19 protein-coding genes and 1 tRNA gene are annotated in these 25,904 nt (G+C 71.4%); 6 read left to right on the forward strand and 14 right to left on the reverse strand.

Annotation, left to right across the window (positions count from 1 at the left end):
* Positions 1-258: 258 nt before the first annotated feature.
* The 4 genes from ACFU5F_RS23545 to ACFU5F_RS23560 are packed head-to-tail and all read left to right on the forward strand — an operon-like array spanning position 259 to position 2,216.
* Positions 259-666: a hypothetical protein gene (locus ACFU5F_RS23545; protein WP_383890539.1), complete on the forward strand. Its 408-nt coding sequence runs from the start codon at positions 259-261 to the stop codon at positions 664-666.
* On the forward strand, positions 638-1,162 hold the full coding sequence (locus ACFU5F_RS23550) for a DUF6879 family protein (protein ID WP_383890542.1): 525 nt from the start codon (positions 638-640) through the stop codon (positions 1,160-1,162). The genes ACFU5F_RS23545 and ACFU5F_RS23550 overlap by 29 nt, the downstream gene beginning before the upstream one ends.
* Positions 1,163-1,169: 7 nt before the next feature.
* The gene (locus tag ACFU5F_RS23555) at positions 1,170-2,024 is read left to right on the forward strand and encodes a helix-turn-helix transcriptional regulator (protein WP_162948188.1); all 855 of its coding nucleotides are present in this window, start codon (positions 1,170-1,172) and stop codon (positions 2,022-2,024) included.
* A gap of 9 nt (positions 2,025-2,033) precedes the next feature.
* Positions 2,034-2,216 carry a DUF397 domain-containing protein gene (locus ACFU5F_RS23560; protein ID WP_383890545.1) on the forward strand — a complete coding sequence of 61 codons (183 nt, stop codon included), beginning with the start codon at positions 2,034-2,036 and terminating at the stop codon, positions 2,214-2,216.
* A gap of 199 nt (positions 2,217-2,415) precedes the next feature.
* On the opposite strand, the gene ACFU5F_RS23565 is transcribed toward ACFU5F_RS23560, so the two are convergent.
* The 5 genes from ACFU5F_RS23565 to ACFU5F_RS23585 form a co-directional block, all read right to left on the reverse strand.
* On the reverse strand, positions 2,416-4,131 hold the full coding sequence (locus ACFU5F_RS23565; RefSeq protein WP_383890548.1) for a relaxase/mobilization nuclease domain-containing protein: 1,716 nt from the start codon (positions 4,129-4,131) through the stop codon (positions 2,416-2,418).
* Positions 4,128-4,688, reverse strand: a complete 561-nt coding sequence (locus ACFU5F_RS23570) for a MobC family plasmid mobilization relaxosome protein (protein WP_383890551.1) — start codon at positions 4,686-4,688, stop codon at positions 4,128-4,130. Before ACFU5F_RS23570 ends, ACFU5F_RS23565 begins: the two co-directional genes overlap by 4 nt.
* Before the next feature lie 345 nt (positions 4,689-5,033).
* Positions 5,034-5,891: a DUF2637 domain-containing protein gene (locus ACFU5F_RS23575; protein WP_383890553.1), complete on the reverse strand. Its 858-nt coding sequence runs from the start codon at positions 5,889-5,891 to the stop codon at positions 5,034-5,036.
* 391 nt (positions 5,892-6,282) lie between these two features.
* Positions 6,283-7,566 carry a DUF3631 domain-containing protein gene (locus tag ACFU5F_RS23580; protein ID WP_383890555.1) on the reverse strand — a complete coding sequence of 428 codons (1,284 nt, stop codon included), beginning with the start codon at positions 7,564-7,566 and terminating at the stop codon, positions 6,283-6,285.
* A gap of 227 nt (positions 7,567-7,793) precedes the next feature.
* Positions 7,794-8,024, reverse strand: a complete 231-nt coding sequence (locus tag ACFU5F_RS23585) for a hypothetical protein (RefSeq protein ID WP_383890558.1) — start codon at positions 8,022-8,024, stop codon at positions 7,794-7,796.
* Between the two features lie 94 nt (positions 8,025-8,118).
* Between ACFU5F_RS23585 and ACFU5F_RS23590 the strand changes: the two genes are divergently transcribed.
* Both ACFU5F_RS23590 and ACFU5F_RS23595 read left to right on the forward strand, forming a co-directional pair.
* Entirely contained in the window at positions 8,119-8,799 is a 681-nt protein-coding gene (locus tag ACFU5F_RS23590; RefSeq protein WP_383890561.1) for a helix-turn-helix domain-containing protein, read from the forward strand.
* On the forward strand, positions 8,796-10,400 hold the full coding sequence (locus tag ACFU5F_RS23595) for a tyrosine-type recombinase/integrase (protein ID WP_383890564.1): 1,605 nt from the start codon (positions 8,796-8,798) through the stop codon (positions 10,398-10,400). Before ACFU5F_RS23590 ends, ACFU5F_RS23595 begins: the two co-directional genes overlap by 4 nt.
* A 128-nt stretch (positions 10,401-10,528) precedes the next feature.
* Here the strand turns inward: ACFU5F_RS23595 and ACFU5F_RS23600 are convergent.
* From ACFU5F_RS23600 to ACFU5F_RS23640, 9 genes are all read right to left on the reverse strand, one after another.
* Positions 10,529-10,602 (reverse strand) — tRNA-Thr (locus ACFU5F_RS23600).
* 123 nt (positions 10,603-10,725) lie between these two features.
* Positions 10,726-12,312, reverse strand: coding sequence for an alpha/beta hydrolase (locus tag ACFU5F_RS23605; protein ID WP_383890566.1), 1,587 nt, complete (start codon positions 12,310-12,312; stop codon positions 10,726-10,728).
* A gap of 141 nt (positions 12,313-12,453) precedes the next feature.
* Positions 12,454-13,659 (reverse strand): DNA polymerase III subunit delta', encoded by a 1,206-nt coding sequence (locus tag ACFU5F_RS23610; RefSeq protein WP_383890569.1) that lies wholly within the window; start codon positions 13,657-13,659, stop codon positions 12,454-12,456.
* A gap of 112 nt (positions 13,660-13,771) precedes the next feature.
* Positions 13,772-17,152, reverse strand: a complete 3,381-nt coding sequence (gene tmk, locus ACFU5F_RS23615) for a dTMP kinase (RefSeq protein WP_383890572.1) — start codon at positions 17,150-17,152, stop codon at positions 13,772-13,774.
* Positions 17,153-17,362: 210 nt separating this feature from the next.
* Positions 17,363-20,215, reverse strand: coding sequence for a type I DNA topoisomerase (topA, locus tag ACFU5F_RS23620; RefSeq protein WP_383890575.1), 2,853 nt, complete (start codon positions 20,213-20,215; stop codon positions 17,363-17,365).
* A gap of 309 nt (positions 20,216-20,524) precedes the next feature.
* A complete protein-coding gene (locus tag ACFU5F_RS23625) occupies positions 20,525-20,722 on the reverse strand; it encodes a hypothetical protein (RefSeq protein ID WP_383890577.1) in 198 nt (65 codons plus the stop codon).
* A 99-nt stretch (positions 20,723-20,821) separates the two neighbouring features.
* The gene (locus ACFU5F_RS23630) at positions 20,822-23,122 is read right to left on the reverse strand and encodes a protein kinase (RefSeq protein ID WP_383890580.1); all 2,301 of its coding nucleotides are present in this window, start codon (positions 23,120-23,122) and stop codon (positions 20,822-20,824) included.
* 310 nt (positions 23,123-23,432) lie between these two features.
* Entirely contained in the window at positions 23,433-24,971 is a 1,539-nt protein-coding gene (locus ACFU5F_RS23635; RefSeq protein ID WP_383890583.1) for a methyltransferase, read from the reverse strand.
* A gap of 169 nt (positions 24,972-25,140) precedes the next feature.
* A complete protein-coding gene (locus ACFU5F_RS23640) occupies positions 25,141-25,752 on the reverse strand; it encodes a small secreted protein (protein WP_383890586.1) in 612 nt (203 codons plus the stop codon).
* Positions 25,753-25,904: the final 152 nt, after the last annotated feature.

Raw genomic sequence — 25,904 nt, forward strand, 5'->3', positions numbered from 1 at the left:
GGTTGCACTCTGCAAGGCAAGAGCCATCACTGTCCTCCGCACGTCACGGGCAGGAAGGTTGCTCTCGGCGCCGCACCTCAGGCGCGTCCGCCGGCTTCCCTTGGTTGCTCGGGTTTGGAGACGACCGTAGGACGGCTGTCTCTCAACCCCCAAGAAGATTGCGCGAGTTTGCAGCAAGTCGATTGACGGGGTTGAGTACCTCGCGGACCATCGTCGTCTCGCGCAAACCGGCGCAAGGCAGCGGACGGGAGAGCAGCCGTGAAGCTACGGTTCCTTGGCAAGAACTCCACCCCCGGAGACAGCCCCACCCTGTACGCCAGTGACCAGGACAGCTACGTCATCCAAGGCTGGAAGGTGTTCGCGAACGACTTGCTCATGCGGCTCGACGTGCCCGAAGGCCAGACGGTGATCGAGGTTCCGCCGGAGCTGTTCGAGCACCTGACGAAGGACGGACACGCAACCGGCGAGATCAAGAGCTTCACCTCCCCGATCATGCTCGTCACGGAACAGGACACGTGCATCCTGCACGGCCCGGAGATGACCAATCCCGAGGCGTTGAGTCAGATGCGGATGCCCGACTATGAGACCTGCATCGAGGTCCCCAAGTCCTCGATCACGGCCCTACTGGAGGAGAACAGTGGACCTGATCACCCCAGCCCAGCGTGACGAGCTGTTCAACAGCTTCGAACGCGATGCCTTCCATCTGGAGCTGAGGGACGACTACGGGTCTCCCATCGAGGACACGCCCTACGCACGGTGGCAGAGGGGTGAGCCGGACGACTACGCGTGGCTCGACCCCTGGATGACGCTCATGAAGCGCGTCACGAGCGAAGGGAAGACCGTCAGGCGCGTCCGGGTCATCACCGAGCCGCACTCCCAATACGTCGGCTGGGAACACTCGTTGACCCACCTCAACCAGGAAGCCGGCGAGGACATCCGATGGCTTCCGCGGCACCGTCTGCCCGAAGGCATCGACTTCCCCGTCGGCGGCAACGACTGGTGGCTGTACGACGACCGTCTCCTCGCCGTCGGCCACTTCGACCCCGAGGGCCGAGTGCTGGGGTCGGAAATCATCGAGGACCCGGACACCGTGGCCGAGTGCGTCCGCGTGCGTGACCTGCTCTGGACCGCCGCCATCCCACACGCCGAGTACAAGCCCTGACCCATCAGTGAATAACCAAGCTCAAGAAGCACGAGAGGCACTGGGTGCCCGGCTGCGCGGATTCCGGAAGGACGCCGGGTTCGCGAGCGGCCGGGCATTCGCCGTGGCCACAGGTTGGGCCGAGTCCAAGGTCTCCCGGCTGGAGAACGGCAAGCAGAACCCCAGCGAAGACGACATCCGGGTCTGGTGCATCAAGACCAACAGGCAAGAGGTCGTTGATGACTTGATAGCCACGGTGCGCCACATCGACGAGCTGTGGCTCGAGTGGCGCCGACAGCTGCAGACAGGGGCGGAACGACGCCAGCGCAAGGCCCTGCCGGTCTACGCCAAGACCAAGGTCTTCCGCATCTGGCACCCGACGCTCGTGTGGGGAACGATCCAGACGGCGGACTACGCGGCCGAGACGTTCAGACAGGTCGTCGACTACTACGAGATCCCCGACGACGCGGAAGCCGCCACCGCCAAGCGACTCGAACGGCAGCAGTACCTGTACCGGGGCAACCGGATCTTCAACGTGGTCCTCGGCGAACAGGCCCTCTACACCAACTTCGGTGGCCCCGAGGTGATGAAGGGGCAGCTCGACCGCCTGCTTGCGGTCATGCGGCTCCCCCGGCTGAGCCTGGGCATCATCCCCCGCTCCGCACCCCTGGGCATCTGGCCCGGCAACTCCTTCTCGATGTTCGACGACAAGCTCGTCCTCGTCGAGACCTACTCGGCGGAGTTCTCCGTCACCCAGCCCCGCGAAATCGAGCTGTACACCAAGGCGTTCGCCCTCTTGCAGCAGTCAGCGGTCTATGGAACCGCAGTCCGAGACCTCATCCTCACGGCGATCCACCACTTCGATCAGATGCCGAGCGACTAGGAGAACACCATGCAGCCCGTGGCCCCGAACTGGCGTACCAGCTCCTACACCGGGACGGAGAACTGCGTTGAAGTGGCCGACAACGACGCGCAGCACGTGATGGTTCGGGACACGAAGGCCCGCGACCGAGGGCTCATTGCCGTCCAGCGAACGGCCTGGACGGCATTCGTGGAGTACGCCAAGCAGGGATAGTGCTGGCGGTGTTCGGCCGGCTCTCTGAGGCGAGCAGGTGCGTAAGTCTTCCACCCGCCCGGCGCGCCCGCTGCCGTTCCGCGCGAAGCCGAAGATGTGCGGCTGAGCCAATCCGTAGGAACTGATGGCCTCGCCGCCGCGAACGGCGAGGCCATCCGTCTGATTTAGCCATGCCGGATGGGCACACTGCGCTTGGTGCCTACCGGCGCTGTCGGTGCTGCTGTTCGGTAGGTGACGAAGTCACCGCCGGGATCCGACCGTTTCCGGTCTGCTGAGCGGGGACCGAGCCTGCCATGGTCGACTGCAGGCGGGCGGCTTCGGCACGGCGGTTCGGCGCTGGGTTTCGGCCGGTGTGCTGGATGCGGGTGATAAGTACGCGGGCGGGCTGTCGTGCGGTGGTCAGCTCGCGCTGGGCAGCGGCTTCCTTGAGGAGCTGGTGGGGTTGGTGGCCGCGGGCTTCGGCGTCGGCGAGGACGGTGGCGAGCGCGGGCCAGGCCGGGTCGGCGAGGATTCGCTCGGCGTGGTCGGGGACGGCTGCTCGTACGTCGCTGGCCAGAACGCGGCGGGCTTGATCCCTGGGTGGCCGGGCTGTGAGTTCGGCGAGTGTCGGGGTGAGGGCCAGGTCGGCGGCTGTCTGGAGGTGCTGGACGGCCTGGCGGGCGGCGTCGGCCTGGTGGGCGTGGTGCTTGGCTTCGTGCCAGCGTCCGGCGACGATGGTGGCCCAGACGAGGGCTGCGATGAGTGCGGCCAGTGCGCTGCCTTCGGGGCCGGTGGCGGTGTGGACGATGTCGCGGGCCGCGCTGCGCAGGGCGTGGGCAGCACGGTCTTCCGCCCGGACCTGGGACCGCTGGGCTCGGGCGAACGCCTTCGCCGCGGCCCGGAGTTCGGCGCGCAGATGGGCGGGTGCCTTCTGGGCGGTGGCTTCCAGCAGTTCTCCGAGGGCCGTGATGTCGGCCTGGGCGTGTGTGTCGTCGGCGAGGTCGGTGTGGAGGGTGTCGAGGGCGTCGGTGGCTTGGTGCCACGGGGTGTTCGGGTGGTTGCGGCGGGCGGTGGGGTGTTCTTCGGGCCGGCTGGATTCGAGGCGGGCCTTGATTTTGGGCAGGGAGAGGTCGGGGGAGATCTTGCTTCCGGGGTGGTAGATCTGCTCGCCGGCCTCGTTGACGTCGCCGGGGCGGCCGGCTGCGTATCCTAGGAGGTCTCCTGACGGGCCGCGCCGGACCTGGACTTCGATGCCGCTGGCTTCGAGGTAGGCGATGAATTCCTCGGCGTTGGTCGAGTGGGGGATGGCGGCGCGGATGTGGTCCTGGAGCCACTGGAGGCTGGGCTGTTCCCAGCCGAGTCGTTCGGCTTTGTGCATCTCGGCCTGGGTGGGGCGGCGGGTGCCGGTGCGGTCGCCCTTCTTCAGGCGGCGCAGCCCGTAGTCCTTCTCGATCTCGCGGCAGGCGTCGCCGACGCGGATGCCGCTGTCGTGGAGTTTGGGGCGGCGTCCGTCTTCGCGGACGGTGGTGGCGAGGATGTGGATGTGGTCGTCGGCGTGGCGTACGGCGATCCAGCGGCAGGCCAGGTCGTCACCGGCCGGAGCGATGCCGGCGGCCTGGACGATGCGCTGGGCGATCTCGTCCCACTCGGCGTCGGAGAGGTAGCGGTCCTCGGGGGCGGCACGCACGGGGCAGTGCCAGACGTGGTCGGTGACCGGCTTGCCGAACTCGCTGTTACGCAAGGAGACCGGCTCATCGAGGTAGTGGGCGAGTGCGGTGAGGGTGGCGTTCTCGTCGCGGCCGGGGTCGGGCATGCCGAGCCTCGCGAAGCCGGCCACGATGTGCGGGTCGAGGTGCTCGTCGTGGTCGCCGGGGCCGTAGAGGTAGGCGAGCAGGCCGCGGGTGTTGGTCCCGGCGGGCTTGATGGCGGCGATCACGCTGTCCCGGCCTCCTCCGGGTCGGCGGGCCGGCGCAGGGCTTCGGCGATCAGCTCCAGCAGGTGGTGGAGTTCGGTGAGGCGCTGGCGGATGTCGGGTGGGGTGTGGTCGCTGTTGAGGGCGCGGGCGATCTGGTTGACGTTGACACCGATCCGGTTGAGCTGGCGCAGGACCTGAGTGCGGAAGATGTGGGTGCGGCGGCGGTCCTCGGACAGGGGCAGGTTGGCCGTGAACCGGCCAGTGACGAAGGCGAGGACGATGTCGGCGGCGAAGCCGGAGTCGCCCTTGTAGCCGTGCTCGGCAGCGGCCTGCTGGAGACGGGCTCGCTGGTCGCCGGTGAAGCGCAGCGGGCCGACACGGTCGTTGCGCTTGGTGCCGGTGAAGCGGCGGATCGTGGGCTGCACGCTCTGCACGGCAGGCTCGCCGGCGGTGATGGCTGCGGCGTCTGCGGGGCGCAGGACGGCTCGCTGGACGGAGTGAAGCGTGTCCGGGTCGGGGCCGCCCTCGGCCCTGACCCCCTGGTCCGGCGCCCCCTGGTGCTGGGCCGTCTCCGCCACCCCCGGGGCGGAGATCCCCGAAGTCCGGCCTTGAGTCGGACTCGGGGTACTACTGGCTCCGCCAGGGGCAGCCCGTCCGAACGCGCGGCGCAAACGCCCCATCAGCGTAGGGGACTTCGTCAGCGGCAGCGGCTCGTCGGGAGCATGGTCGGAGCGGTGCGGGTCGTGCGTCACGGGCGGTTCTCCGGAAGGGGCGGGTCGGCGGGAAGGACTGAGGGAAGGACTGGCGGAGTATTGGTGGCCAGTGCGCCATCCACAGGTGTGGATAAGCGGGCGGCGAGCGGTGCGGTGGTCGGCTGGCCGGGGTGACCGGAAGGGGTTCCGGTCACCCCCCTGGGTTTCCGGTCAGCCGCTGTTCGGACCGGTCTTGGCGGCGGCTTCGATTTCGGGCCGGAGGATCTCCATCACCTCGGTCTGCCGCTGACTGCCGATCGTCAGGTCCCTGTCCTTGACGGCCTTCCGGAGAAGGGAGCGGCTGAGTGTGCCGTGCTCAGCGAGGGCGATCCGGCCGATCGCCACGAGTTCTGTGAGCGTGGCCTTGGGCGGACGGCCACCGCGCGGCTTGCTCTCCGAAACCTCGGGCGGTGGTTCGGTCGGCTGGACGGAACCGGCGGCCAGACGCTCAGCGAGCCCGACCGGCTCGGCCCGTGGCTCGGCGGGCTCGGCGAGCTTGGCGGGCGCGGTGACCGGTGGTTCCGGCGCCTGGACGGGCGCGGCGTCCAGGTGGTCGACCAGTTGGTGGATCTGCCGCATCAGGACGCCGAAGGCCAGTAGCGCGGCGGTTGGGGGAACCGCGGCGACCACGTAGTCGAGGAGGGGCACGGCGCTGGCGTTGCCTGTGCCGTTGACCCCGGCCACGTTGAGCGCGATGGAGCCGACCGATCCGGTGGCGGTGAGGGCGATGGCCCAGCCGTCGGTCACCCGGCGCAGGCCCGCGCGGAGCATGAGCAGTTCGCCCGCGACGATGAAGGCGTCCAGGGTCGCGGGCCAGGCCCACTGGCGGACCGGGGAGCTCTTGAGGCCGTGCTGTCCGGCGACCTCGGCGAGGTGTGCGTAGGACAGCCAGAACCCGCCGGCGGTGAGGGCCACGATGACGGCTCCCGCCGCGATGAGCGCGTACCGCTCGGCCGCCTGCTTGGTCGTCATCGGCTGCCCTTCGTCAGGGCGCTGGTCCTGGTGGGTGGGTGTGGTGAGGGTGGTCAAGCGGGGTTCTCCTGAGGTGGTGGCGTGGTCCGTCTTTGCCGTCTTGGCCGTTGCAAGCGCAGGTCAGGGCCGGTACGGCAGGAGGGTCGGTGTCCCGTCCCGGCAGCGCTGGCGTGTCTGGGGCACGCACGGGCGGCGGGGCTGCGGTTCGGTGGCCGTGGACGGATCGGGTCCGTCTTGCCGTCTCGGTCGCATGCGCTGTGACCTGCGGCGATACGGCGAGGACGCCCGGGACGGCACAAGACGGATCGGGGCAGCGTCCGGTGGGTGGCAGCGCGGTCTTCATGATCGCGTTGCCGTCTTGCCCCCCGGTATCCGTCCCGGTCGTATGCCGTTTGACCTGCGGGATCACGGCAGGGACGGCTGGGACGGTCACCGGGGGAGGCGGTGCTCAGCCCGAGGAGGGGGCTGGCTCGGCGTTCACTGAGTGAACGGTGGGGCAGTAGCGCCGCCAGGCGTCGAGGAACTTGTTGCGCATGTAGCCCTTGCGCTGGGTTCCGTCGGCGAGACGGACGTTGCCGGGCTTGATGTCGTACCGGCGCAGCATCGCCGCCAGTTCGCGGGCGCTCAGCCCGCTGCGCCCCCATTCCGCCCACGGGCTCTCGGCGTTCTGCCGCAGGAGGTGCAGCAGCTCGTCCGTGGAGAGGCTGTCGACCTCGCGCTGGGCGACGAAGACCCGGCGGATGTCGGCGAGGATCCGGGCCTCGCCGAGCTGGTCCTCCTCCGCCTCGACCTCCGCAGCCACCATCCCCGCACACGCCTCGCGAGCCCGGCGGGGCCAGGACCCGGCGGCCAGGTCGGCGACGATGATCAAGGGCTCCCAGGTGTCGGCGGCCCGGTCCTCCACCGGCATGTCCGGCTCCAGATCCGCCGCCTCGTCCAGCAGCGGCCGAGCCCAGGCGGCGATACAGTCCCGCAGATCGTGGAGTCCTGGGATGTCGCGGCGGGAGCGGAAGGGCTTGACGCTCTCGCCCTCGGCCCGGCGCCGCATCCGGATGACGACCGACCGGTCCATGATCGTGTCGGGCAGGTCGCCGATCCCCGCGAGGGCAGCCATGGCGAAGGTGGCGAACCGGTGCGGGGTGTGGTCGTTGCCGACGACCCGGGTGACATACCGGTTGCGCTGGTGGCCTGCGTTGAGGAGGCCACGCATCTCCTCGTTCTTCTCCGCCTGCTTCGGCGTGCCGAAGATAGTGTCCGCCTCATCCACCAGCAGGGTGGGCGGTTCGTCGGTGATGGAGCGGAAGACCGCCGCTGGGGTGGTGTTGATGGTGAGCATCGGCTCGTGGACCGTCTCGGTCAGCACGTCCAGCAGCCGTGACTTGCCGCACCGCTTCGCCGGCCCCACCACCGCCAGGCGCGGGGCGTGCTGCCACGCGGGCTGCAGGTGGGTCGCCGCCACCCACAGCGTGACCGCGTCCAGCGCCTGCGGGGAGGGCAGGATAACGAACTGGGCTATGTGGGCACGCAGTTCGTTCAGCAGCTCAGAGCCGTACGTCGACTCCGGGTCCGGCACCGCCTCCTCGGCGGGCTGATCCACCGGAACCGTATCCGGCGCCCGCTCATCGGCCTCCGGGCCGGCTTCGGGCGCGTGGCCGGGTCGGCCGGGCACCGCGACCGTCGGCCATGCGGCTTTGCCGGGTGTGGAATGCGGCTCGGGTGTCGTAGGTTGCACAGGGCAGCTCCTTATCCGGTGACGTCGGGCATGCAGGCCCGACTCACGCAGGTCGTTCGTTGGAATGCGGGCAGTGGAGTGTGCGGAGCCTCCGGCGTTGGCGCGCCGGGGGCTTTCTCGCTTCCTTGGCCGGGGCGAGGGAACACGGACAGTACGTCCACGCCCCGACACAGTCCAGCGTTTCTGTGTCAGCTCAGCGCAGAAGCGTCTGCTATGGGCTCGGGCGGTCATGCGGCCAGGCCGAGCAGGTTCAACAGGTCGGCGGTCACGACGCGGTACGCCTTGCCCAGCCGCAGGACCTTGCACGGGTACTGGCCGCGCTTGGCCAGCTCGTAACCCTTGCTCCGCCCCAGGCCCAGCGCCCGGTTGCCGGTGTCCAGGTCAACGGCGGCGGGCAGGGCCAGCAGCTCCTCCCGCGTCATGCCCTTGGCCTGCTCCGCGCTCTCATTGTCGCGCATAAATGCTCCGTCCATGAGTGAGCCCTCGGCGAACGCGGCATCACGTCCGGCTCCAGGCGATCACTAACCATCATCGGGAAGCTAATATGTCTCCATGACACAGCACGGTTTTGATCCTGGAGATGACGAGGACGACGTCCCGGAGTGGGTGGATCAGGTGATGGCCACGGTGGCCGCCGAGGTCCGCAGACGCAGGAAGGAGCTGCGCATGAGCGCCCAGGACCTGGCCGACCGCTGCGAGGAGATCGGCCATCCGATCCCGCGCAATGTGATCGCCAACATGGAATCCGGCCGCCGCGCCAACCTGCCCCTGGTCGACGTCCTTGTCCTCGCCGAAGCCCTGCGGACCTACCCCATCTGCCTGCTCTACCCCGTCGGCTACGTCGACCGAGTCCAGCGCCTTCCCCTGCAGCACTCCGACCCCACATGGGATGCCATGCGCTGGTTCACCGGCGACAGAGAGGACTTCGGCATGGAAGACGACATGCTCCGCAACTTCCGCGCCCACGTCCGCTACCAGCGCGCCGCCCTGGCCGCTCTGAAGGGCGAGAAACACGAGCGCTGGAAGGCCGAGACGGCACCCAACCAGGCCGAACGCGAGGAAGCCGCACTCGCCCAAGCCGACTACGCCGAAAGGGCGTTGGAAGCCAAGTACCGGCTCCGCAGCGCCCGCGCCTTCATCCACGAAGACGGCGGCACACCACCGCGCCTGCCACCAGAACTCGCCGACGTCGACCCACCCGTCGGCAACACCGATGAGGAGAATGATCTTTGAAGGGTTCCACCCACCGCCGCTGCTACTGCCGCGACCCACACACCGGTAAGCCGCTCGGCAAGCAGTGCCCGAAGCTCTCCAGCCGCAGGCACGGCTCGTACTCCATACGCCAGGAGCTCCCACCCCGCGCCGACGGCACTCGCCGCTCCTTCAGCCGCGCTGGCTACGAGTCCCTCAAGGCCGCCCAGGCCGACCTCGACCACATACGCGCGCTGCTCGGCCTCGCCGACACCGACGACCCCGAGGGCATGGCGCTGATCGCCGCCATGCTGGAGGAGGTCGGCGACGAGAAGTCGCCGCTGCCGGATGTCGAGGAGACTCGCCGACGCCTGAAGTCCGGTCAGGACCTGATCGGCCGCCTGACCGTCGGCGAGTGGCTCGACCGGTGGCTCGACGGCAAGCGCATCCGCAAGTCGGGACTCAGCCGCTACGAGACCGATATCCGCTTCCACTTGAAGCCTCGGATCGGCCACCACCGCCTCGACCGCCTGCGCGTGAGCCATCTCAGCGACATGTTCACGGCCATCTCCGACGCCAACGCCGAGATCCTGGAGCAGAACGCCCAGCGCCGTGCCGCGGTCGAGGAGTTGGCCACCGTGCCGTGGAAGGGCCTGGACAACCGCGCCCACCGCAAGGTGATGAAGACGGCGATCGATGCCATGCCGCCGTTCCGGCGTGTGACCGGTCCGGCTACCCGGCTGCGCATCAAGGCCACGCTGCGGTCCGCGTTGAACGACGCGATCGGCCAGCAGATCCTCACCTTCAACCCCGCGGCCCACGTCGAACTCGACCCCGTGCGCAAGCCGAAGGCGCTGGTGTGGACCGACGCACGGGTCGCCAGGTGGGAACAGACGGGCGAGAAGCCCTCCCCCGTCATGGTCTGGACGCCCGAACAGACCGGCGCGTTCCTCGACTTCCTCGCGGAGGACCGGCTGTACGCGATGTGGCACCTGATCGCCTTCCGCGGCCTGCGGCGGGGCGAGGCATGCGCCCAGCCCTGGTCGGAGACCAACCTCGATGACCACTCCCTGACTGTCTCCGCCCAGCTCGTCCAGGACGGGTGGGAGGTCGAGAGCTCCGAACCCAAGACGGACAGCGGCTTCCGCGTGGTCGCGCTCGACGACGACACCGTCAACGTCCTGAAGCGGCACCGCGAACAGCAGGACGCGGACCGCGAGGAGTGGGGAACGGCCTGGGTCGAGACCGGCATGGTCTTCACCCAGGAAGACGGCTCCTGGCTCCATCCCGGGAAGGTGACCGACCTCTTCGAGCGCCTCGTCGCCGCCTCCGGGCTCCCGCCGATCCGGCTGCACGACCTCCGGCACGGGGCGGCCACGCTCATGCTCGCCGCCGGCATCGACGTGAAGATCGTGTCGGACACGCTCGGGCACAGCGACACCCGCATTACGCGGGACATTTACCAGAGCGTTCTGCCGCAGGTCGGCAAGAACGCGGCCGAGGCCACCGCCAAGCTGGTTCCGCTGCAGCGCAAGACCGAGGCGGAGGAGGCGGCCCGCAAGGCCGCCAAGAAGGCGGCAGGCAAGGCGAAAACCGAGGCCAGGGCCAAGAAGAAGGGCAAGCGGAAGAAGCCCAGGAAGTAGGGCGCCTGACCGCTCCGCTCACGCATCGCTCACGCAAGCCATCTCGCGGCACCCCGGCCGTGTGACACGTCATGCCCCGAGCAACACAAAAGGCCAGGTCACGGGCTATGTGACCTGGCCTTTGCCGGAGCCGCCTTCGGGATTCGAACCCGAGACCTACGCATTACGAGTGCGTTGCTCTGGCCATCTGAGCTAAGGCGGCGCGCTGTCCGCACTATGGTGCGATCAGCAACGTCGGTAAGTCTACACAGTTTCCCGGGTGCTCCGAACCAGGGCTCGGAGCACCACGCGGCAGGCCCGGGCGAGCCCTCGCAGTGGCCGGTGGTCAGGCCGCTGAGCAGCGCTTTCCGTCCGTGGGGGGCGTGCCGCGGAGCAGGTAGGCGTTGATCGCGGAGTCGATGCAGGCGCTGCCTCGGCCGTAGGCGGTGTGGCCGTCGCCGTCATAGGTGAGCAGGCGGGCGGAGGAGAGCTGGGAGGCGAGGCCCCGGGCCCAGCGATAGGGGGTGGCCGGGTCCCGGGTGGTGCCGACGACGACGATCGGGGCGGCGCCCTTCGCCTCGATACGGTGCGGTCCGCCCGTCGCCCGCACCGGCCAGTACGCACAGTTCAGGGAGGACCACGCGAGGGCCCGGCCGAACACCGGGGACGCCTTCCGGAACTCCGGGAGGGCGCGTTCGACCTCCTCGGGGCTGTTGTAGGCGGCGGGAAGATCGAGGCAGTTCACGGCCGCGTTGGCGAACATCAGATTGGAGTAGGTACCGTCGGGGCCGCGCTCGAAGTAGCTGTCCGAAAGGGCGAGCAGACCGGCGCCGTCCCCCTTTCGGACCGCCTCGGTGAGCGCCTGGCGCAGCCTCGGCCAGGCACCCTCGTCGTACATCGCCGCGATCACGCCCGTCGTGGCCAGGGACTCGCCGAGCCGTCGGCCGTCGGCGTCACCGGTGCGCAGCGGCCGTGCGTCCAGCCGTGCGAAGAACGCGCGCAGGTTCTCGCCGACCTGCGCCGGCGTCCGCCCCAGCACACAGTCCTTCCGCCCCACGCAGTCCTTCGCGAACGCCTGGAATGCCGTGTCGAACCCGGCCGTCTGCTCCTGATTCAGCCGGCGGGCGGGCAGGGAGGGGTCGAGCGCGCCGTCCAGCACCAGCCGTCCCACACGCTCGGGGAACAGCTCCGCGTACGTCGCCCCGAGGAACGTCCCGTACGAGGCGCCCACATAGGTCAGCTTCTCGTCGCCCAGCACGGCCCGCAGGATGTCCATGTCCCGGGCCGCCTCGACCGTGGAGACGTGCCGCAGCAGCCGCGGCGCCCGCTGCCCGCAGCCTTCCGCGAACCGCTTGTACGCCGCGACCAGCTTGCCGGTCTCGCCCCTGCTGTCCGGGGTGAGGTCCGTCTGCGTGTACGTGTCCATCTGGCGCCCGGTGAGGCATTCCACCGGCTCGCTGCCGGCGACGCCGCGCGGATCCACCGCCACCATGTCGTAGCGCGCCCGCACCTCGGCCGGATAGCCGATGCCCGCGTACCCCTGCACGTACCCGACCGCCGAGCCGCCCGGCCCGCCGGGGTTGACCAGCAGCGAGCCGAGCCGCTCACCGGGGCCCGTCGCCTTGCGCCGCGAGACGGCCAGCCTGACGTCGCCCTCGGCCGGCTTCGCGTAGTCGAGGGGCGCCTTCATCGTGGCGCACTGGAACCCGGGGACCTCGCAGTCGCGCCAGCGCAGCTTCTGCCGGTGGTACGAGGCCGGTAGCGGCGGGGTCTCCCGGAGCTGCGCGCCGAGGCCCGGCCCCGCGTCCGCCACCGTGGCCGCCGTACGGGAACCGCCGGAGGAGCAGCCCGCGACGAGCAGCGCGGCGGCAGCGAGCAACGCGCCGCCGGCCCGCAGGGACCGGTTCGGCCGGGAAGTACGCCTGGTGTGCATCTCGCGAGGGTAACCAGAACCGCTCAATTGATCACGAATGGCAACGAATGCGCCTCGTACGAGTGACGCAGTCAACCGAACGCACGTCGACGCGGCCCGGCCCGGCGCGCCGCGCCGCCACGCCCAGCCCCGCCCCCGATGTCACCCGGCCCGCAGCGCCATCGTCATCGCCTCCACGGCGAGCAGCGGCGACACGTTCCTCTCCAGCGCCTCCCGGCAGGCCGCGATCGCGTCGATCCGCCGCAGCGTCGCCTCCGGTGTGCCGCCGCGCGCCATCCGCTCCAGGCTGTCCCGCACCTCGACGTTGGCGAGCGCGACCCGCGACCCCAACTGCAGGGCCAGCACGTCCCGGTAGAACCCGGTCAGCTCCGTCAGCGCGAGATCCAGGCTGTCCCGCTGCGCCCGCGTACGCCGCCGCTTCTGCTTGTCCTCCAGATCCTTCATCACCCCCGCCGTGCCGCGCGGCATACGCCCGCCCTGCGAGGCGCCGAGCGCCGCCTTCAGCTCCTCGGTCTCCTTGGTGTCGACCTCCTCGGCCAGCTGCTTGGACTCCTCCGACGCGGCGTCCACCAGCTCCTGCGCGGCCTTGAGGCACCCTCCGATGTCCTCGACCCGCAACGGCAGCTTCAGCACGGCGGCCCGCCGCTCCCTCGCCCTCGGGTCCGTGGCCAGCCGACGGGCACGCTCGATGTGTCCCTGGGTGGCCCGGGCGGCCACCGCGGCCGCCTCCGGCTCGATGCCCTCCCGCCGCACGAGCATGTCCGCCACCGCGTCCACCGACGGGGTGAGCAGTCCGACGTGCCGGCACCGCGAGCGAATGGTCGGCAGCACGTCCTCCAGCGAGGGCGCGCACAGCATCCACACGGTCCGGGGGGCGGGCTCCTCCACGGCCTTGAGCACCGCGTTCGCCGACTTCTCGTTCAACCGCTCGGCGTCCTCGACGAGGATCACCTGCCAGCGCCCGTTGGCCGGCGAGGTGTACGACTTCCGCACCGTGTCCCGCATGTCGTCGGCCAGGATCTGCGTGCCCACCGCCGCGACGGTACTGACATCGGCGTGCGTCCCCACCAGTGCCGTATGGCAGCCGTCGCAGAACCCGCACCCGGGGCTCCCCCCGAGAGCCCGGTCGGGGCTCACGCACTGCAGCGCCGCCGCGAACGCCCGTGCCGCCGTCGTCCGGCCGGAGCCCGGAGGCCCGGTGAACAGCCACGCGTGCGTCATCTTCGACGCCTCCGGAGGCACGGTGCCCGTCGTCGCCGCCGTGACGATCGCGTCCGCGTCCCGGGCGGCGGCGTCCAGCTGCGCGCTCAGTCGCTCCTGCCCCACCAGGTCGTCCCACACGGCCATGACCCACCGCCCTCCGTCTACGCCACCGCTTCGCGCCCCATTGTGCGCGACCCCACCGACAGCCCGATTCGCCGTCACCCGGGGCCGGGGTCCAGGGGCCCGTCGGCTCGGCTCACCGGCGCCGGCGCCGCCAGCCCCGTCCCTCGTCGGTGTCGTCCTCGTCGTGCGACCCGAGCAGTTCGTCCGCCAGCGTGGGCAGATCGTCCAGCGGCGTCTCCTCGGCCCAGTCCGACCGGGGGCGTCGCCGCGGCGCCCCCTCCTCGTCGACCTGCGGAAGCTCGCGCGTACGCCCCTCCGCCCCGTCGGGCGCGGGCCGCTCGTCCCGGAAGTACCCCGGCGGCACCCGGTCGTCCCGCACCGGCGGCAGCACAGCCGTCTCGTCCGCCGCACCCGAGGGCACCGGCGGCAGCACCGCGGTCTCGTCATCCGCGGCCGCAGCCGAGGGCGGCACCGGCGGCTTCGGCAGCTTCGCCGTCGTCTCGGAGTCCGCCCCACCGGACGAACCCGCAGCGCCCGCAGAACCCGCAGAACCCGCCGTACGCGAAGACCCGACCGGCCGCGGCGAACCGGCCCCACCCGGACCGTCCCCGCGCACCGGAGGCAGTACCGCCGTCTCGTCCACGGGCCCGCCCGACGCGTTCGTCGGCGTCACGAACGGCGTGGCCACCGTGACCGCGTCATCGCTCCCGGAACCCCTGCCGGAGGCACCGCCGGAGCCCGTACCGGACCCCGTACCGGAACCCCCACCGGACCGCTCGGCCTCCGCGGCCCGCCGGGCAGCCGCGGCCCGCTCCGCCTCGGCCCTGGCCTCCCGCTCTGCCTCGGCCGCGCGTTCCGCCTCGGCCCGCTCCGCCGCGACCCGTTCCGCCTCGGCCCGAGCGGCGCGCTCGGCCTCCGCCGCGGCGGCCACCCGTCGTGCCTCCTCGGCGCGGAGCAGCGCCTCCTCGGCCTTGCGCTGCTTCTCCAGGCGGAGGGCTTCCGCCTCCGCCCGCAGCCGCTGTTCCTCCGCGGCCTGCTTGCGGCGCCGTTCCTCCTCGACCCGCCGCCGCTCCTCCTCCGCGGCACGGGCCTTCTCCTCCGCGAGGAGCCGCGCCTGCTCCTCCTCGGCACGGCGACGCGCCTCCTCGGCCCGCTGCCGGGCCTCCTCCGCCTGTCGCTCCGCCTCGCGGCGCTGCGCCTCCTCCAGCTCGCGCCGCTTGCGCTCCTCCTCCTCGGCCCGCAGACGCGCCAGTTCCTCCTGGCGCTCCCGCTCCAGCCGCTCCTCCTCGGCCTTGCGCGCTGCCTCTTCCTCGGCCTTGCGCCGCGCTTCCTCCTCGGCCTTGCGCCGGGCCTCCTCCTGGGCCCTCACCTCGGCCTCGGACAGCGGCAGCATCACGTCGAGCCGCGCCCGGACCACGGTGGTCACGGCCTCGGGGTCCTGCGCTGCGTCGACGACCAGATACCGCCCGGCGTCCGCGGCGGCCAGCGTCAGGAACCCCGCACGCACCCGCTCGTGGAACTCCGCCGGCTCCGACTCCAGCCGGTCCGGCGCCTCGGTGAACCGCTCGCGCGCGGCCTCGGGCGACACGTCCAGCAGCACGGTCAGATGCGGCACGAGCCCATCGGTCGCCCACCGCGAGATCCGGGCGATCTCGGTGGGCGAGAGGTCACGCCCGGCCCCCTGGTACGCCACGGACGAGTCGATGTACCGGTCGGAGATGACGACGGCGCCCCGCTCCAGCGCGGGCCGCACCACCGTGTCCACGTGCTCGGCGCGGTCGGCCGCGTAGAGCAGCGCCTCGGCCCGGTGCGACAGCCCGGCGCTCGACACGTCCAGCAGGATCGACCGCAGCCGCTTGCCCACCGGGGTGGCCCCCGGTTCCCGCGTCACCACGACCTCGTGCCCCTTGGCCCGGACCCACTCCGCGAGAGCCTCGACCTGGGTGGACTTCCCGGCCCCGTCGCCGCCCTCCAGGGCGATGAAGAAGCCCGAGTCGGCGGGCGCCTGCACCGGATCGTCGCCCTTCAGCAACGCGTCCCGCAGGTCCTGCCGCAGCGGCACCCCGGACCGGTCGTCGACCTTCGCCAGCACCAGCGCGGCCACCGGCAGCAGCAGCGCCCCCACCAGCATCAGCGTGAACGCCGCGCCCCCGTGCGCGAACACGAACTTGCCGCTCTCCAGCCGGTGCGGCCCGATCGCGGCGGCGACCAGCGGCGCCACGAGCGCCGCCACCGCCACGAACACCCGTACGACGGCGTGCAGATGCTCGGTGGTCCGGGCCCGCCGGGATTCCTCGGCCTCCTGGTCGAGGAGGGTGTGTCCGGTGTTCGCGGCGATGCCCGCGCCGACGCCGGCCAGCCCGAGGATCAGCACCACGCTGGTGACGTCCGGCGTCAGCCCCGCGGCGAGCAGCGCGACACCGGTGAAGGCGATCGCGAGGGCGAGCAGCCGACGCCGGGACAGCGAGGGCAGCACGGCCGCCGCCCGCCGGATCCCGACGCCCACACCACCGGTCACCGCGGCGACGAACAGCCCGAACAGCACCGGCCCGCCGCCCAGGTCCTTGGCGTGCAGCACGGCGACGGCGACGACGGCCGCGATCGCACCGGCGACCGCACCGCAGGCCGGCACCAGGAGCGGGATCGCACCGGTACGGCCCTTGTCCACACCGGTGCCGGTCCGGGGCCGGCGCAGCCCCTCCAGCGGTGACCGCGGACGCGGGGTGCGGGTCCTGGGCAGTTCGAGGAAGGTCACCAGGGACAGCGAGGCGGCGAACAGCCCCGCGGCGACGTACGAGGCGAGCGCCGCCTGGTGCTGCCCGAACCAGTCGAGCCCCGCGCCCAGCAGGTTGTTGAGCAGCGCCGCGACGACGAGGACGACGGCCGCGAGCGGTACGGCGACGAAGGTCGTCCGCAGTGCCAGGCGCCGCAGCGCGTCCGTGTGGTCCGGCAGAGGCCGTACGGTCGCGCCCTCCAGCGGCGGGGCGGGCAGCAGCGCGGGCGCCGCGCTCTCCCGGCAGACCGTCCAGAACCGCTCGGCGACCCCGACCACGAACGCGGTGACCAGCAGCACCGCAGGCGCGTTGTCCGGCGTCCAGTCGATCCACAGGGGCGCGACGATCAGCAGCAGGACCCGCACCCCGTCCGCGCCGACCATGGTCCAGCGGCGGTCGAGGGGCCCCTCCTGCGCCGTCAGCGAGGTGAGCGGACCGAGGAGTACGGCCCCGAAGAGCAGGGTCGCGAGGGCGCGCGTGCCGAAGACGGCGGCCACGGTGAGCGCGACGCCCCGGTACCCGTCGCCGAACGAACCCTCGGCGATCGCCGCCTGGAAGGCGAGGAGCACGAGCACGAACAGGGCGAGGACATCGCCCACGCCGCCCACGAGCTGTGCGCCCCACAGCCGTTTCAGCTGCGGCCGGCGCAGCAGCGCCCGTACGGCGCGCTCCCTGGAGTCGGCTGCCAGGGCGTCATCGGTGGCCGGGTCGTGGGCCGTAGGCTGCTCGGCTCGCATCATGCTTTCAGCCTATCGGCACCCACCGACACCCAGAAGCAGCGCCCGAACGCACGCACGGCGCACAACCAAGTCACACGAAACGCACACATTCAGCGAAGCGAAGGGCGGACTTCCGGCCACCGCCGAGCACGGGCGCCCCGCGAGGGGCGCGGGGAACCGCACGATCGACCACGACGAACGCGCGGCCGCCGGACAACCCGCACCCTCGAGCTACTGGGCGCCGTCCCCACCGGCGGTCGCCTTCTTCGCGGCCACCTTCTTCGCCGGAGCCGCCTTCTTGGCCGCAGCCGTCTTGGAAGCCGCCGTCTTCTTCGCGGCGGCGGTCTTCTTCGCCGGCGCGGCCTTCTTCGCGGCGGTCTTGGTCGCCGTCTTCTTCGCCGGTGCCTTCTTCGCCGTCTTCTTGGCGGGCCCCTTCGCCCGCTTCTCCGCGAGCAGTTCGTACCCGCGCTCGGGGGTGATCGTCTCCACGCTGTCGCCGGACCGCAGCGTCGCGTTGGTCTCGCCGTCGGTGACGTACGGGCCGAAGCGGCCGTCCTTCACCACGACCGGCTTCGCGCTGACCGGGTCCTCGCCCAGCTCCTTCAGCGGCGGCTTGGCGGCGGCCCGCCCGCGCTGCTTGGGCTGGGCGTAGATCGCCAGCGCCTCCTCGAGGGTGATCGTGAAGAGCTGGTCCTCGGTCTGCAGCGAGCGCGAGTCCGTGCCCTTCTTCAGATACGGCCCGTACCGGCCGTTCTGCGCGGTGATCTCCTGGCCCTCGGCGTCGGCGCCGACCACGCGCGGCAGCGACATCAGCTTCAGCGCGTCGGCCAGGGTCACCGTGTCCAGCGACATCGACTTGAACAGCGAGGCCGTCCGCGGCTTGACGGCGTTCTTGCCGGTCTTCGGGGTGCCCTCGGGGAGCACCTCGGTGACGTACGGGCCGTAACGCCCGTCGCGGGCGATGATCTGATGGCCCGTCGCGGGGTCGGCGCCCAGCTCGAAGTCACCGCTCGGCTTGGCGAGCAGTTCCTCGGCGAGTTCGATGCTCAGCTCGTCGGGGGCCATGTCCTCGGGCACGTCCGCCCGCTGGTGCCCTTCGGAGTCCTTCTCACCGCGCTCGATGTACGGGCCGTAGCGCCCGACGCGCAGCACGATGCCCTCGCCGACGGGGAACGACGACACCTCGCGGGCGTCGATCGCGCCGAGGTCGGTGACCAGTTCCTTCAGCCCGCCGAGGTGGTCCCCGTCGCCGTTGCCGGCCTCGGCCGCCGTGCCGCCGGAGCCCGCGCCCTCGCCGAAGTAGAACCGCTTCAGCCACGGCACGGCCTGGGCCTCGCCGCGCGCGATGCGGTCGAGGTCGTCCTCCATCTTGGCGGTGAAGTCGTAGTCGACGAGACGCCCGAAGTGCTTCTCCAGGAGGTTGACCACGGCGAAGCTCAGGAAGGACGGCACGAGCGCCGTGCCCTTCTTGAACACATAGCCCCGGTCCAGGATCGTGCCGATGATCGACGCGTACGTCGACGGGCGGCCGATCTCGCGCTCTTCGAGCTCCTTGACCAGCGACGCCTCGGTGTAGCGGGCCGGGGGCTTGGTGGCGTGCCCGTCGACCGTGATCTCCTCGGCGGAGAGCGCGTCGCCCTCGTTGACCTGCGGGAGCCTGCGCTCGCGGTCGTCCAGCTCGGCGTTCGGGTCGTCGGCTCCCTCGACGTAGGCCTTGAGGAAGCCGTGGAAGGTGATCGTCTTGCCCGAGGCGCTGAACTCGGCGTCCCGACCGTCGGAGGCGGTGCCGCCGATCTTGACGGTGACGCTGTTGCCCGTCGCGTCCTTCATCTGGGAGGCGACCGTGCGCTTCCAGATCAGCTCATAGAGCCGGAACTGGTCGCCGGTCAGACCGGTCTCGGCGGGCGTGCGGAAACGGTCGCCCGAGGGCCGGATCGCCTCGTGCGCCTCCTGCGCGTTCTTGACCTTCCCCGCGTACGTCCGCGGCTGCGCCGGCAGGTAGTCGGCGCCGTACAGCTGGGTGACCTGGGCGCGGGCGGCGGCCACGGCGGTGTCGCTGAGCGTCGTGGAGTCCGTACGCATATAGGTGATGAAGCCGTTCTCGTACAGCTTCTGCGCCACCTGCATCGTCGCCTTCGCCCCGAAGCCGAGCTTGCGCGAGGCCTCCTGCTGGAGCGTCGTCGTGCGGAAGGGGGCGTACGGCGAACGGCGGTAGGGCTTGGACTCGACGGACCGGACCGAGAACCGGGTGTTCTCCAGGGCGGCGGCCAGCGCGCGGGCGTTCGCCTCGTCCAGGTGCAGGACGTTCGCGCCCTTGAGCTGCCCGACCGAGTCGAAGTCACGGCCCTGGGCGACGCGGCGGCCGTCGACGGACTGCAGCCGGGCGACGAGGGACGACGGGTCGGAGGCGTCACCGGCGCGGCCGGTGGCGAAGGTGCCGGTCAGGTCCCAGTACTCGGCCGAGCGGAACGCGATGCGCTCCCGCTCCCGCTCCACGACGAGCCGGGTCGCCACGGACTGGACGCGGCCCGCCGACAGCCGCGGCATGACCTTCTTCCACAGGACGGGCGAGACCTCGTAGCCGTAGAGGCGGTCGAGGATGCGGCGGGTCTCCTGGGCGTCGACGAGGCGCTGGTTCAGCTCGCGCGGGTTGGCGACGGCGGCCTGGATCGCTGCCTTGGTGATCTCGTGGAAGACCATCCGCTTGACCGGGACCTTGGGCTTGAGCACCTCCTGGAGGTGCCAGGCGATGGCCTCGCCCTCGCGGTCCTCATCGGTGGCGAGGAAGAGTTCGTCGGACTCCTTCAGGAGATCCTTGAGCTTCCTGACCTGCGCCTTCTTGTCCGCGTTGACCACGTAGACAGGCGCGAAGTCATGCTCGACGTCCACGCCGAGGCGGCGCACCTCGCCGGTGTACTGCTCGGGCACCTCCGCGGCACCGTTGGGAAGGTCGCGGATGTGCCCCACGCTCGCCTCGACGATGTAGCCGGGGCCGAGATAGCCCTTGATCGTCTTCGCCTTGGCAGGCGACTCGACGATGACGAGTCGGCGGCCGCCCTTCGCGGTCTCGCTGGTCGGGGACAACTTCGCTCTTCTCTCCGGTCGACGCTGGGTCTCCCCAGGCTTGCGTCCCGGGGCGGGCACCCCCGGCGGCCGTTGCCGCGCACGGGGCTCGGCGGCCGGCCCGGGGGTCGGGTCATGCTGACGCTGCGGAGTGTGACGGTACATCCCGCCCCCGTGTCAAACGGGAAAAGCCCGCAACGGCCACTCGAACGGTAACCCGACTACCGCCATTCCTGCCGCCCGGCGTGTGGGGCGGCCCGTCCGGGGCGCATGCGGAGCGTCACATCACGGTTACCCCGCTCGCTCGCCGGCCCCGGTCCCCGAGCCTCCTCAGACGCGAGTGAGGCACCACGCGGCGAGCACGAGAGCGGTGACCGCCGTGCCGCTCGCGAGCGACGCCGACAGCGCGGGTCGCACCCCCTCGGCGACCGGCTCGCCCCGGCGCAGCCGCGTCACGGTCCACAGCAGCAGCCCGCCCCCGAACAGGGCGAACACCACTCCCACGAAGATCGCCGGTCCGCTCTCCATGTCCCGTCCTCCCACCCCTCGACCACCCCGGGACGGGAGGCTGGCACGGACGGGCGGCGGGCGCGCGAACCCGAGGTGAACGCGAGGCGTACCGTGCCCTCAGACCGAGCCGGGCGTGCGTATCTTCCCGGTCGTCCTCGACACGTCGGCGTTGCGCACCGTGCACACCACCTTGCTGAAGCCCTTCTTCCATTCCTCCTTGTCGGACACCCATCCCGACACGATCAGGTCGGTGCCGGGCGCCCAACTCGACTCGAACCTGTTGGTGCACAGCTTTCCGCCTTCGGCGAGGGCGCCGTCGAAGGTCATGTTGGCGGGCGCCTGGACCGATCCGACGACCTGGTCGGTGTGCGCTTCGGCACAGTCGGTCAGCGGGGCGTCGTATCCCTCGTCCTTTCTGATCGTGTAGTCCCAGCAGTCGCCGACGGCCATCTGCGTGGGCCACAGGTTCATGCCCGCGTCACGGAGCCGGCCCACCTCGCCGCCGATCGGGACGTGCTTGCCGAGAACGAGGCATGCCGTACCGCCCTTGGCCGTGGTGAAGCCCGCCTTCGACGGGACGAGCGCGTAGACCCCCGCGTCGGGCAGGGCCTCGGCGATCGCGTCCGCCTGGACGGCGCAGCGCCGCGCGCCACCGGCCTTCGCGTCGGCGTGATCCGACGCTCTCTCCACCGCCACGACCTGCCCGTCCGGCCAGTCCTCGCCGCAGTCGACCACGCCGAGGTCGGGCACCGAGTCGAACGCCGTGCCCGTCCAGACCGCCTTGACGCAGTCCCCCACCTCCAGCGGCTTCTTGAGGGCCGCCCGCTCGCCGTAGGGGTACTCCGAGCCCGGCTGCGGCTCGCGCTCCTTGGACGTGTCGGAGCGCCCTGTGTCCCCGTCACCCGAGAACTTGACCGCGGCCCAGGTCCCGCCGCCCGCCACCAGCAGCACGGCGACCACGATCGCGACGATCGTCGCCGCGGGCGGCTTCCGCCTGGCCCCACCGGGCGGAGGTCCCCCGGCCGCGAGGGTCGGGAACCCCGCGTTCCCCGGCGGCCCAGCCCCGCCGCCCCCATAGGGTGTGGGGCCGCCGCCCCCGTACGGGTTGTGGCCGCCGTAGGGACTCCGCGGCTGCTGCCCCTGCTGCCACGGGTCGTACGACGCCGGGCCGCCCGCCGGGGTGTTCGGGGTGTACGGCGCGGCGGGTGACGCGCCGGGGGTGTGCGGGGTCCCGGGCGTCTGCGGTGCGTACGGCGTGTGGGGTGCGCCCGGCGTGTTCGGGGTGTACGGCGAGTGGGGAGCTCCCGGGGTGTTCGGGGTGTACGGCGAGTGGGGAGCTCCCGGGGTGTTCGGGGTGCCGCCGAGGCCGTGCTGACCGGCGGCCACGTACCCGGGCGGCGCGCTCGCCGCGTACCCCGGGGGCGCACCGGCGCTTCCCTGTCCGCCGGGCGTACCCGGGGTGCCGGGAGTCGCGGGAGTGCCGGGGGCCGGGCCGAAGGCGCCGGGCGCCGACGCGGGGGTGGCTCCCCAGCCCGGCGGGGCCGACTCGCCGCCCGCTCCGGTCACCCGCTGCAGTCCGCGTGCCACCGCCTCCGGCGACAGCCTGCGCACCGGGTCCTTGATGAGCAGTCCGTGCAGGACGGAGGCCAGTTCACCGGCGCGGACGGGCGGTGTGGGCTCCTCCCCGAGGAGGGCCGTGAGCGTGGCGTACTCGCCGTGCCGGTCGAAGGGGCCGCGGCCCTCGACCGCCGCGTACAGCGTGGCGCCGAGTGAGAACAGATCGGCGGCCGGGGTGGGCGGTTCGCCCCGCGCGCGCTCCGGCGCCAGGTATCCGGGGGTGCCGAGGATGCCGGCGGTAGCGGTGAGCCGGGGCTCCCGGGACTCCGGCTGGAGGGCGATGCCGTAGTCGGTGAGCAGCACGCGGGCGTAGAGGTCGCCCGAGGCGTCGGCGGCCAGCAGGATGTTGGCCGGTTTCACATCGCGGTGCAGGATGCCGATCCGGTGACCCGCGGTGAGGGCGTCGAGGACGGCGAGCCCGATGCGGGCGACCTGCTCGGGCGCGAGCGGCCCCCGCCGGCGTACGACCGCCTGGAGGTCGATCGCGTCCGGCACGTACTCCATCACGATCCACGGCAGGCCCTCGTGCAGCACCACGTCGTGGACCGTCGCCACATGCGGGTGTCCGCGCAGCCGCGCGGCGTGCCGGGCCTCGCTGCGGGCCCGTGCGATGCGCTGGGCGGGCTCGGTCGCGTCGAGCGGGACGTCGGGCAGGGAGATCTCCTTCATGGAGACCTCGCAGGCCAGCTCCTCGTCGTACGCGAGCCAGACCCGGCCCATGCCGCCCGCGCCCAGGGTGCGCAGCAGCCGGTACCGGTTGTTGATGATCCTGCCCTGGCCCTGCTCCGGCTCCCCAGCCATCGCGACCCCCCGATCCCCCAGAGACAGCGCGTGCCTCCCCCGAGGACACGTCGAATCCGTCTCTTGAAAATAGCTTCGCACGCACCACTGACAGGAGCCCTTTTACCGATCAATTCCGGCACAAGAAGCACATGCGCCCCAGGAGTGTGCATACGCCCCACAGGTCGCAGGAAAGGGCGCCGCGCGAGGTACCGGTACCGTCACCGGACGGTCCGGAAATCGTCATCGGGCCGCGGACCCGGCGCGGTGGCGGCAGGCGGCAGGCGGCAGGCGGCAGGCGGCAGGCGGCAGGCGGCAGGCGGCAGGCGGCTCACCCGACCGGTTCGAGGAACCCCTGTTCGACGAGGAGGCGGATCTGGCCGGGTGTCCGGTCGCGCAGTGCCACCGCGTCCTCGCCGACGAGCTGGGCGATGGCGTCCAGGATCCGTCCCGCGCTGAGCGTGCCGTCGCACACGCCGGCGAAACCCGCGCCGACCGTGTCCACCTTCGTGGCCCGGCGCATGCCCCGGTTCTGACGCAGCACCACATGCTCGGGGTCCTCGGCGCCGGGCAGTCCGACCTGCTCCTGGACGACCTCGGTGGTCAGCCGGAAGTGTGCGGCGAGGAGCGCCGCGTCGTCGTTCGACCGCAGGTAGTCGACGCGGGCGAAGTGCTGCCGCACGGCCTCACCGAGCGGTTGTTCGACCGGATGCGGCCATTCCTCGACGGTGATCGAGGGTGCGGAGTCCGCGGCGGCCGCCTTCCGCAGGGTGATCCACCCGAACCCGACGCCCTTGACCTTCCGCGTCTCGAACTCGTCGAGCCACGCGTCGTACCGCGCCCGGTACTCCGCCACGTCATCGCGGTGGTCGCCCGCGTCCCGCAGCCACAACTCCGCGTACTGCGTGACGTCCTGGACCTCCCGCTGCACGATCCACGCGTCGCATCCGCGCGGCACCCACGACCGGAGCCGCTCCTGCCAGTCCTCCCCCTCCACGTGCTGCCAGTTGGCGAGGAACTGCGCGAACCCGCCCTCGTTCAGGCGCTCCCCCGACTGCGCGACGAGCGTGCGGCACAGATCGTCCCCGCCCATCCCGCCGTCGCGGTAGGTCAGCCGGGCACCGGGGGAGATCACGAACGGTGGGTTGGACACGATGAGGTCGTACGTCTCGTCCGCCCGGACCGGCTCGAACAGCGAGCCCTGTCGCAGATCGACCGCCAGAGCACCGGAGAGCGCCAGTGTGAGCGCCGTGATGTGCAGCGCGCGCGGGTTGAGATCGGTGGCGGTCACGCGCGTGGCGTGCCGCGTGGCGTGCAGGGCCTGGATGCCGGAGCCGGTCCCGAGGTCGAGCGCGGAGCCGACAGCCGTCCGTACCGTGATCCCGGCCAGGGTCGTGGACGCGCCGCCGACCCCCAGCACCACGCCCTCGTCCCGGCTTCCGATCCCTCCGGCCCCGCCGACCGCGCACCCCAGGTCGGACACGATGAACCAGTCCTCGCCGTCGGGTCCGCCGTACGGCCGTACATCGACGGCGGCGGCGATCCCGTCGCCGTCCGCACCGGCGGGAACGAGCCAGCCACTCTCGACGCACGCGTCGAGAGGCAGCACGCCGTCCACGCGCGCGCGGGGAACCGTCTGTTGCAGCAGGAACAGACGTACGAGCGCCTCCAGTGCCGTGTCCCCCCGCGTCGCCCTGAGCGCCGGCACGACCTCACTGCGTGCCAGGGCCGCGTACGCGGAGGCGCCGAGCAGCTCAAGAAGCCCGTCGGCGGTGAATGCGGCACCGATCAGCGCCTGACGAAGCCGCACAGCGACATCGGACCGGTCGACGGAGGGCATGGGCAGGGAAGACAGCCTGGAGTCACTCACACCGCCCAGCGTAGTCGCGCATGGCGACGCCGCTGGGCTGCCGCCGACCGCGCCGCCGACACCCGTGTCGTCGGCAGCCGCGCCGCCGCACAGCGTCTGCCGCAGGGCGTCCCGGCGCCGGGCGTCCGTTCGCCCCGGCCCGTTCAGTCGCGGCCGGGACGCGCCCCGCTCAGCTCTGGCTCGCGGAAGCCGGTGCGGACACCACCCCGGGGCTGGTCGCGGACTTGCAGCTCGGCTGCTCGGCCATCGCCTGGCCCACCTCGCCCTTCTCCAGCTCCTTCAGCGCGTCGCTGCCGGTCTTGCTGAGCTTCTCCAGCTCGGTGGCGACCCCTTCGAGTCCGTCGGCGAACTTCGCCTGGTCCTTGGTGTTCAGCGCGTCCGACTTCTTCTTCAGCTCGCCGTAGGCCGTCGACAGCTGGTTCAGCTCGGCGACGGCGGCCTTCTGCTTCTTGGCGCCTTCCTCGACGTCGGGCGCCCCGGCCCGCTGAATGGCCGTGGCCATCGCCTTGTACGCGTCGGAGATGTCCTGGAAGCCCTGCGAGTCGGCCTTCTGAACGTCCGCCGGAGCGCTGTCGTCCGAGGTCTCCTTCTGGATCGAGGCGTTGGCCGCCGCGATCTTCCTGATCTGCGGCTGCACGGAGTCACAGACCTGCTTGGCCCAGGAGTTCAGCTTGTCGTTCGTCTTGTCGTCGCTGCTGCAGCCGGACAGCGCCAGTACCAGTACCGCACCGCCGGACAGTGCGGCAGCGAGCTTCTTGTTCACCGGATCGGTCCCTTCCATGGCTCTCGGCCCCGGAACATACACGCCACATCGGCGACACCTGTGTGCCGAGCACCCCCAGTGCACCCTTTTGTAACCATTTGCACCAAGAGAGAGAAGGCTCACGGGGAACAGACGGCATAGAGCGAAGCGGGCGGGCGACGCGTCAACAC

Origin of the sequence: Streptomyces sp. NPDC057438, from assembly GCF_042802995.1 — a bacterium.
In the GTDB taxonomy this organism is placed as follows: domain Bacteria; phylum Actinomycetota; class Actinomycetes; order Streptomycetales; family Streptomycetaceae; genus Streptomyces.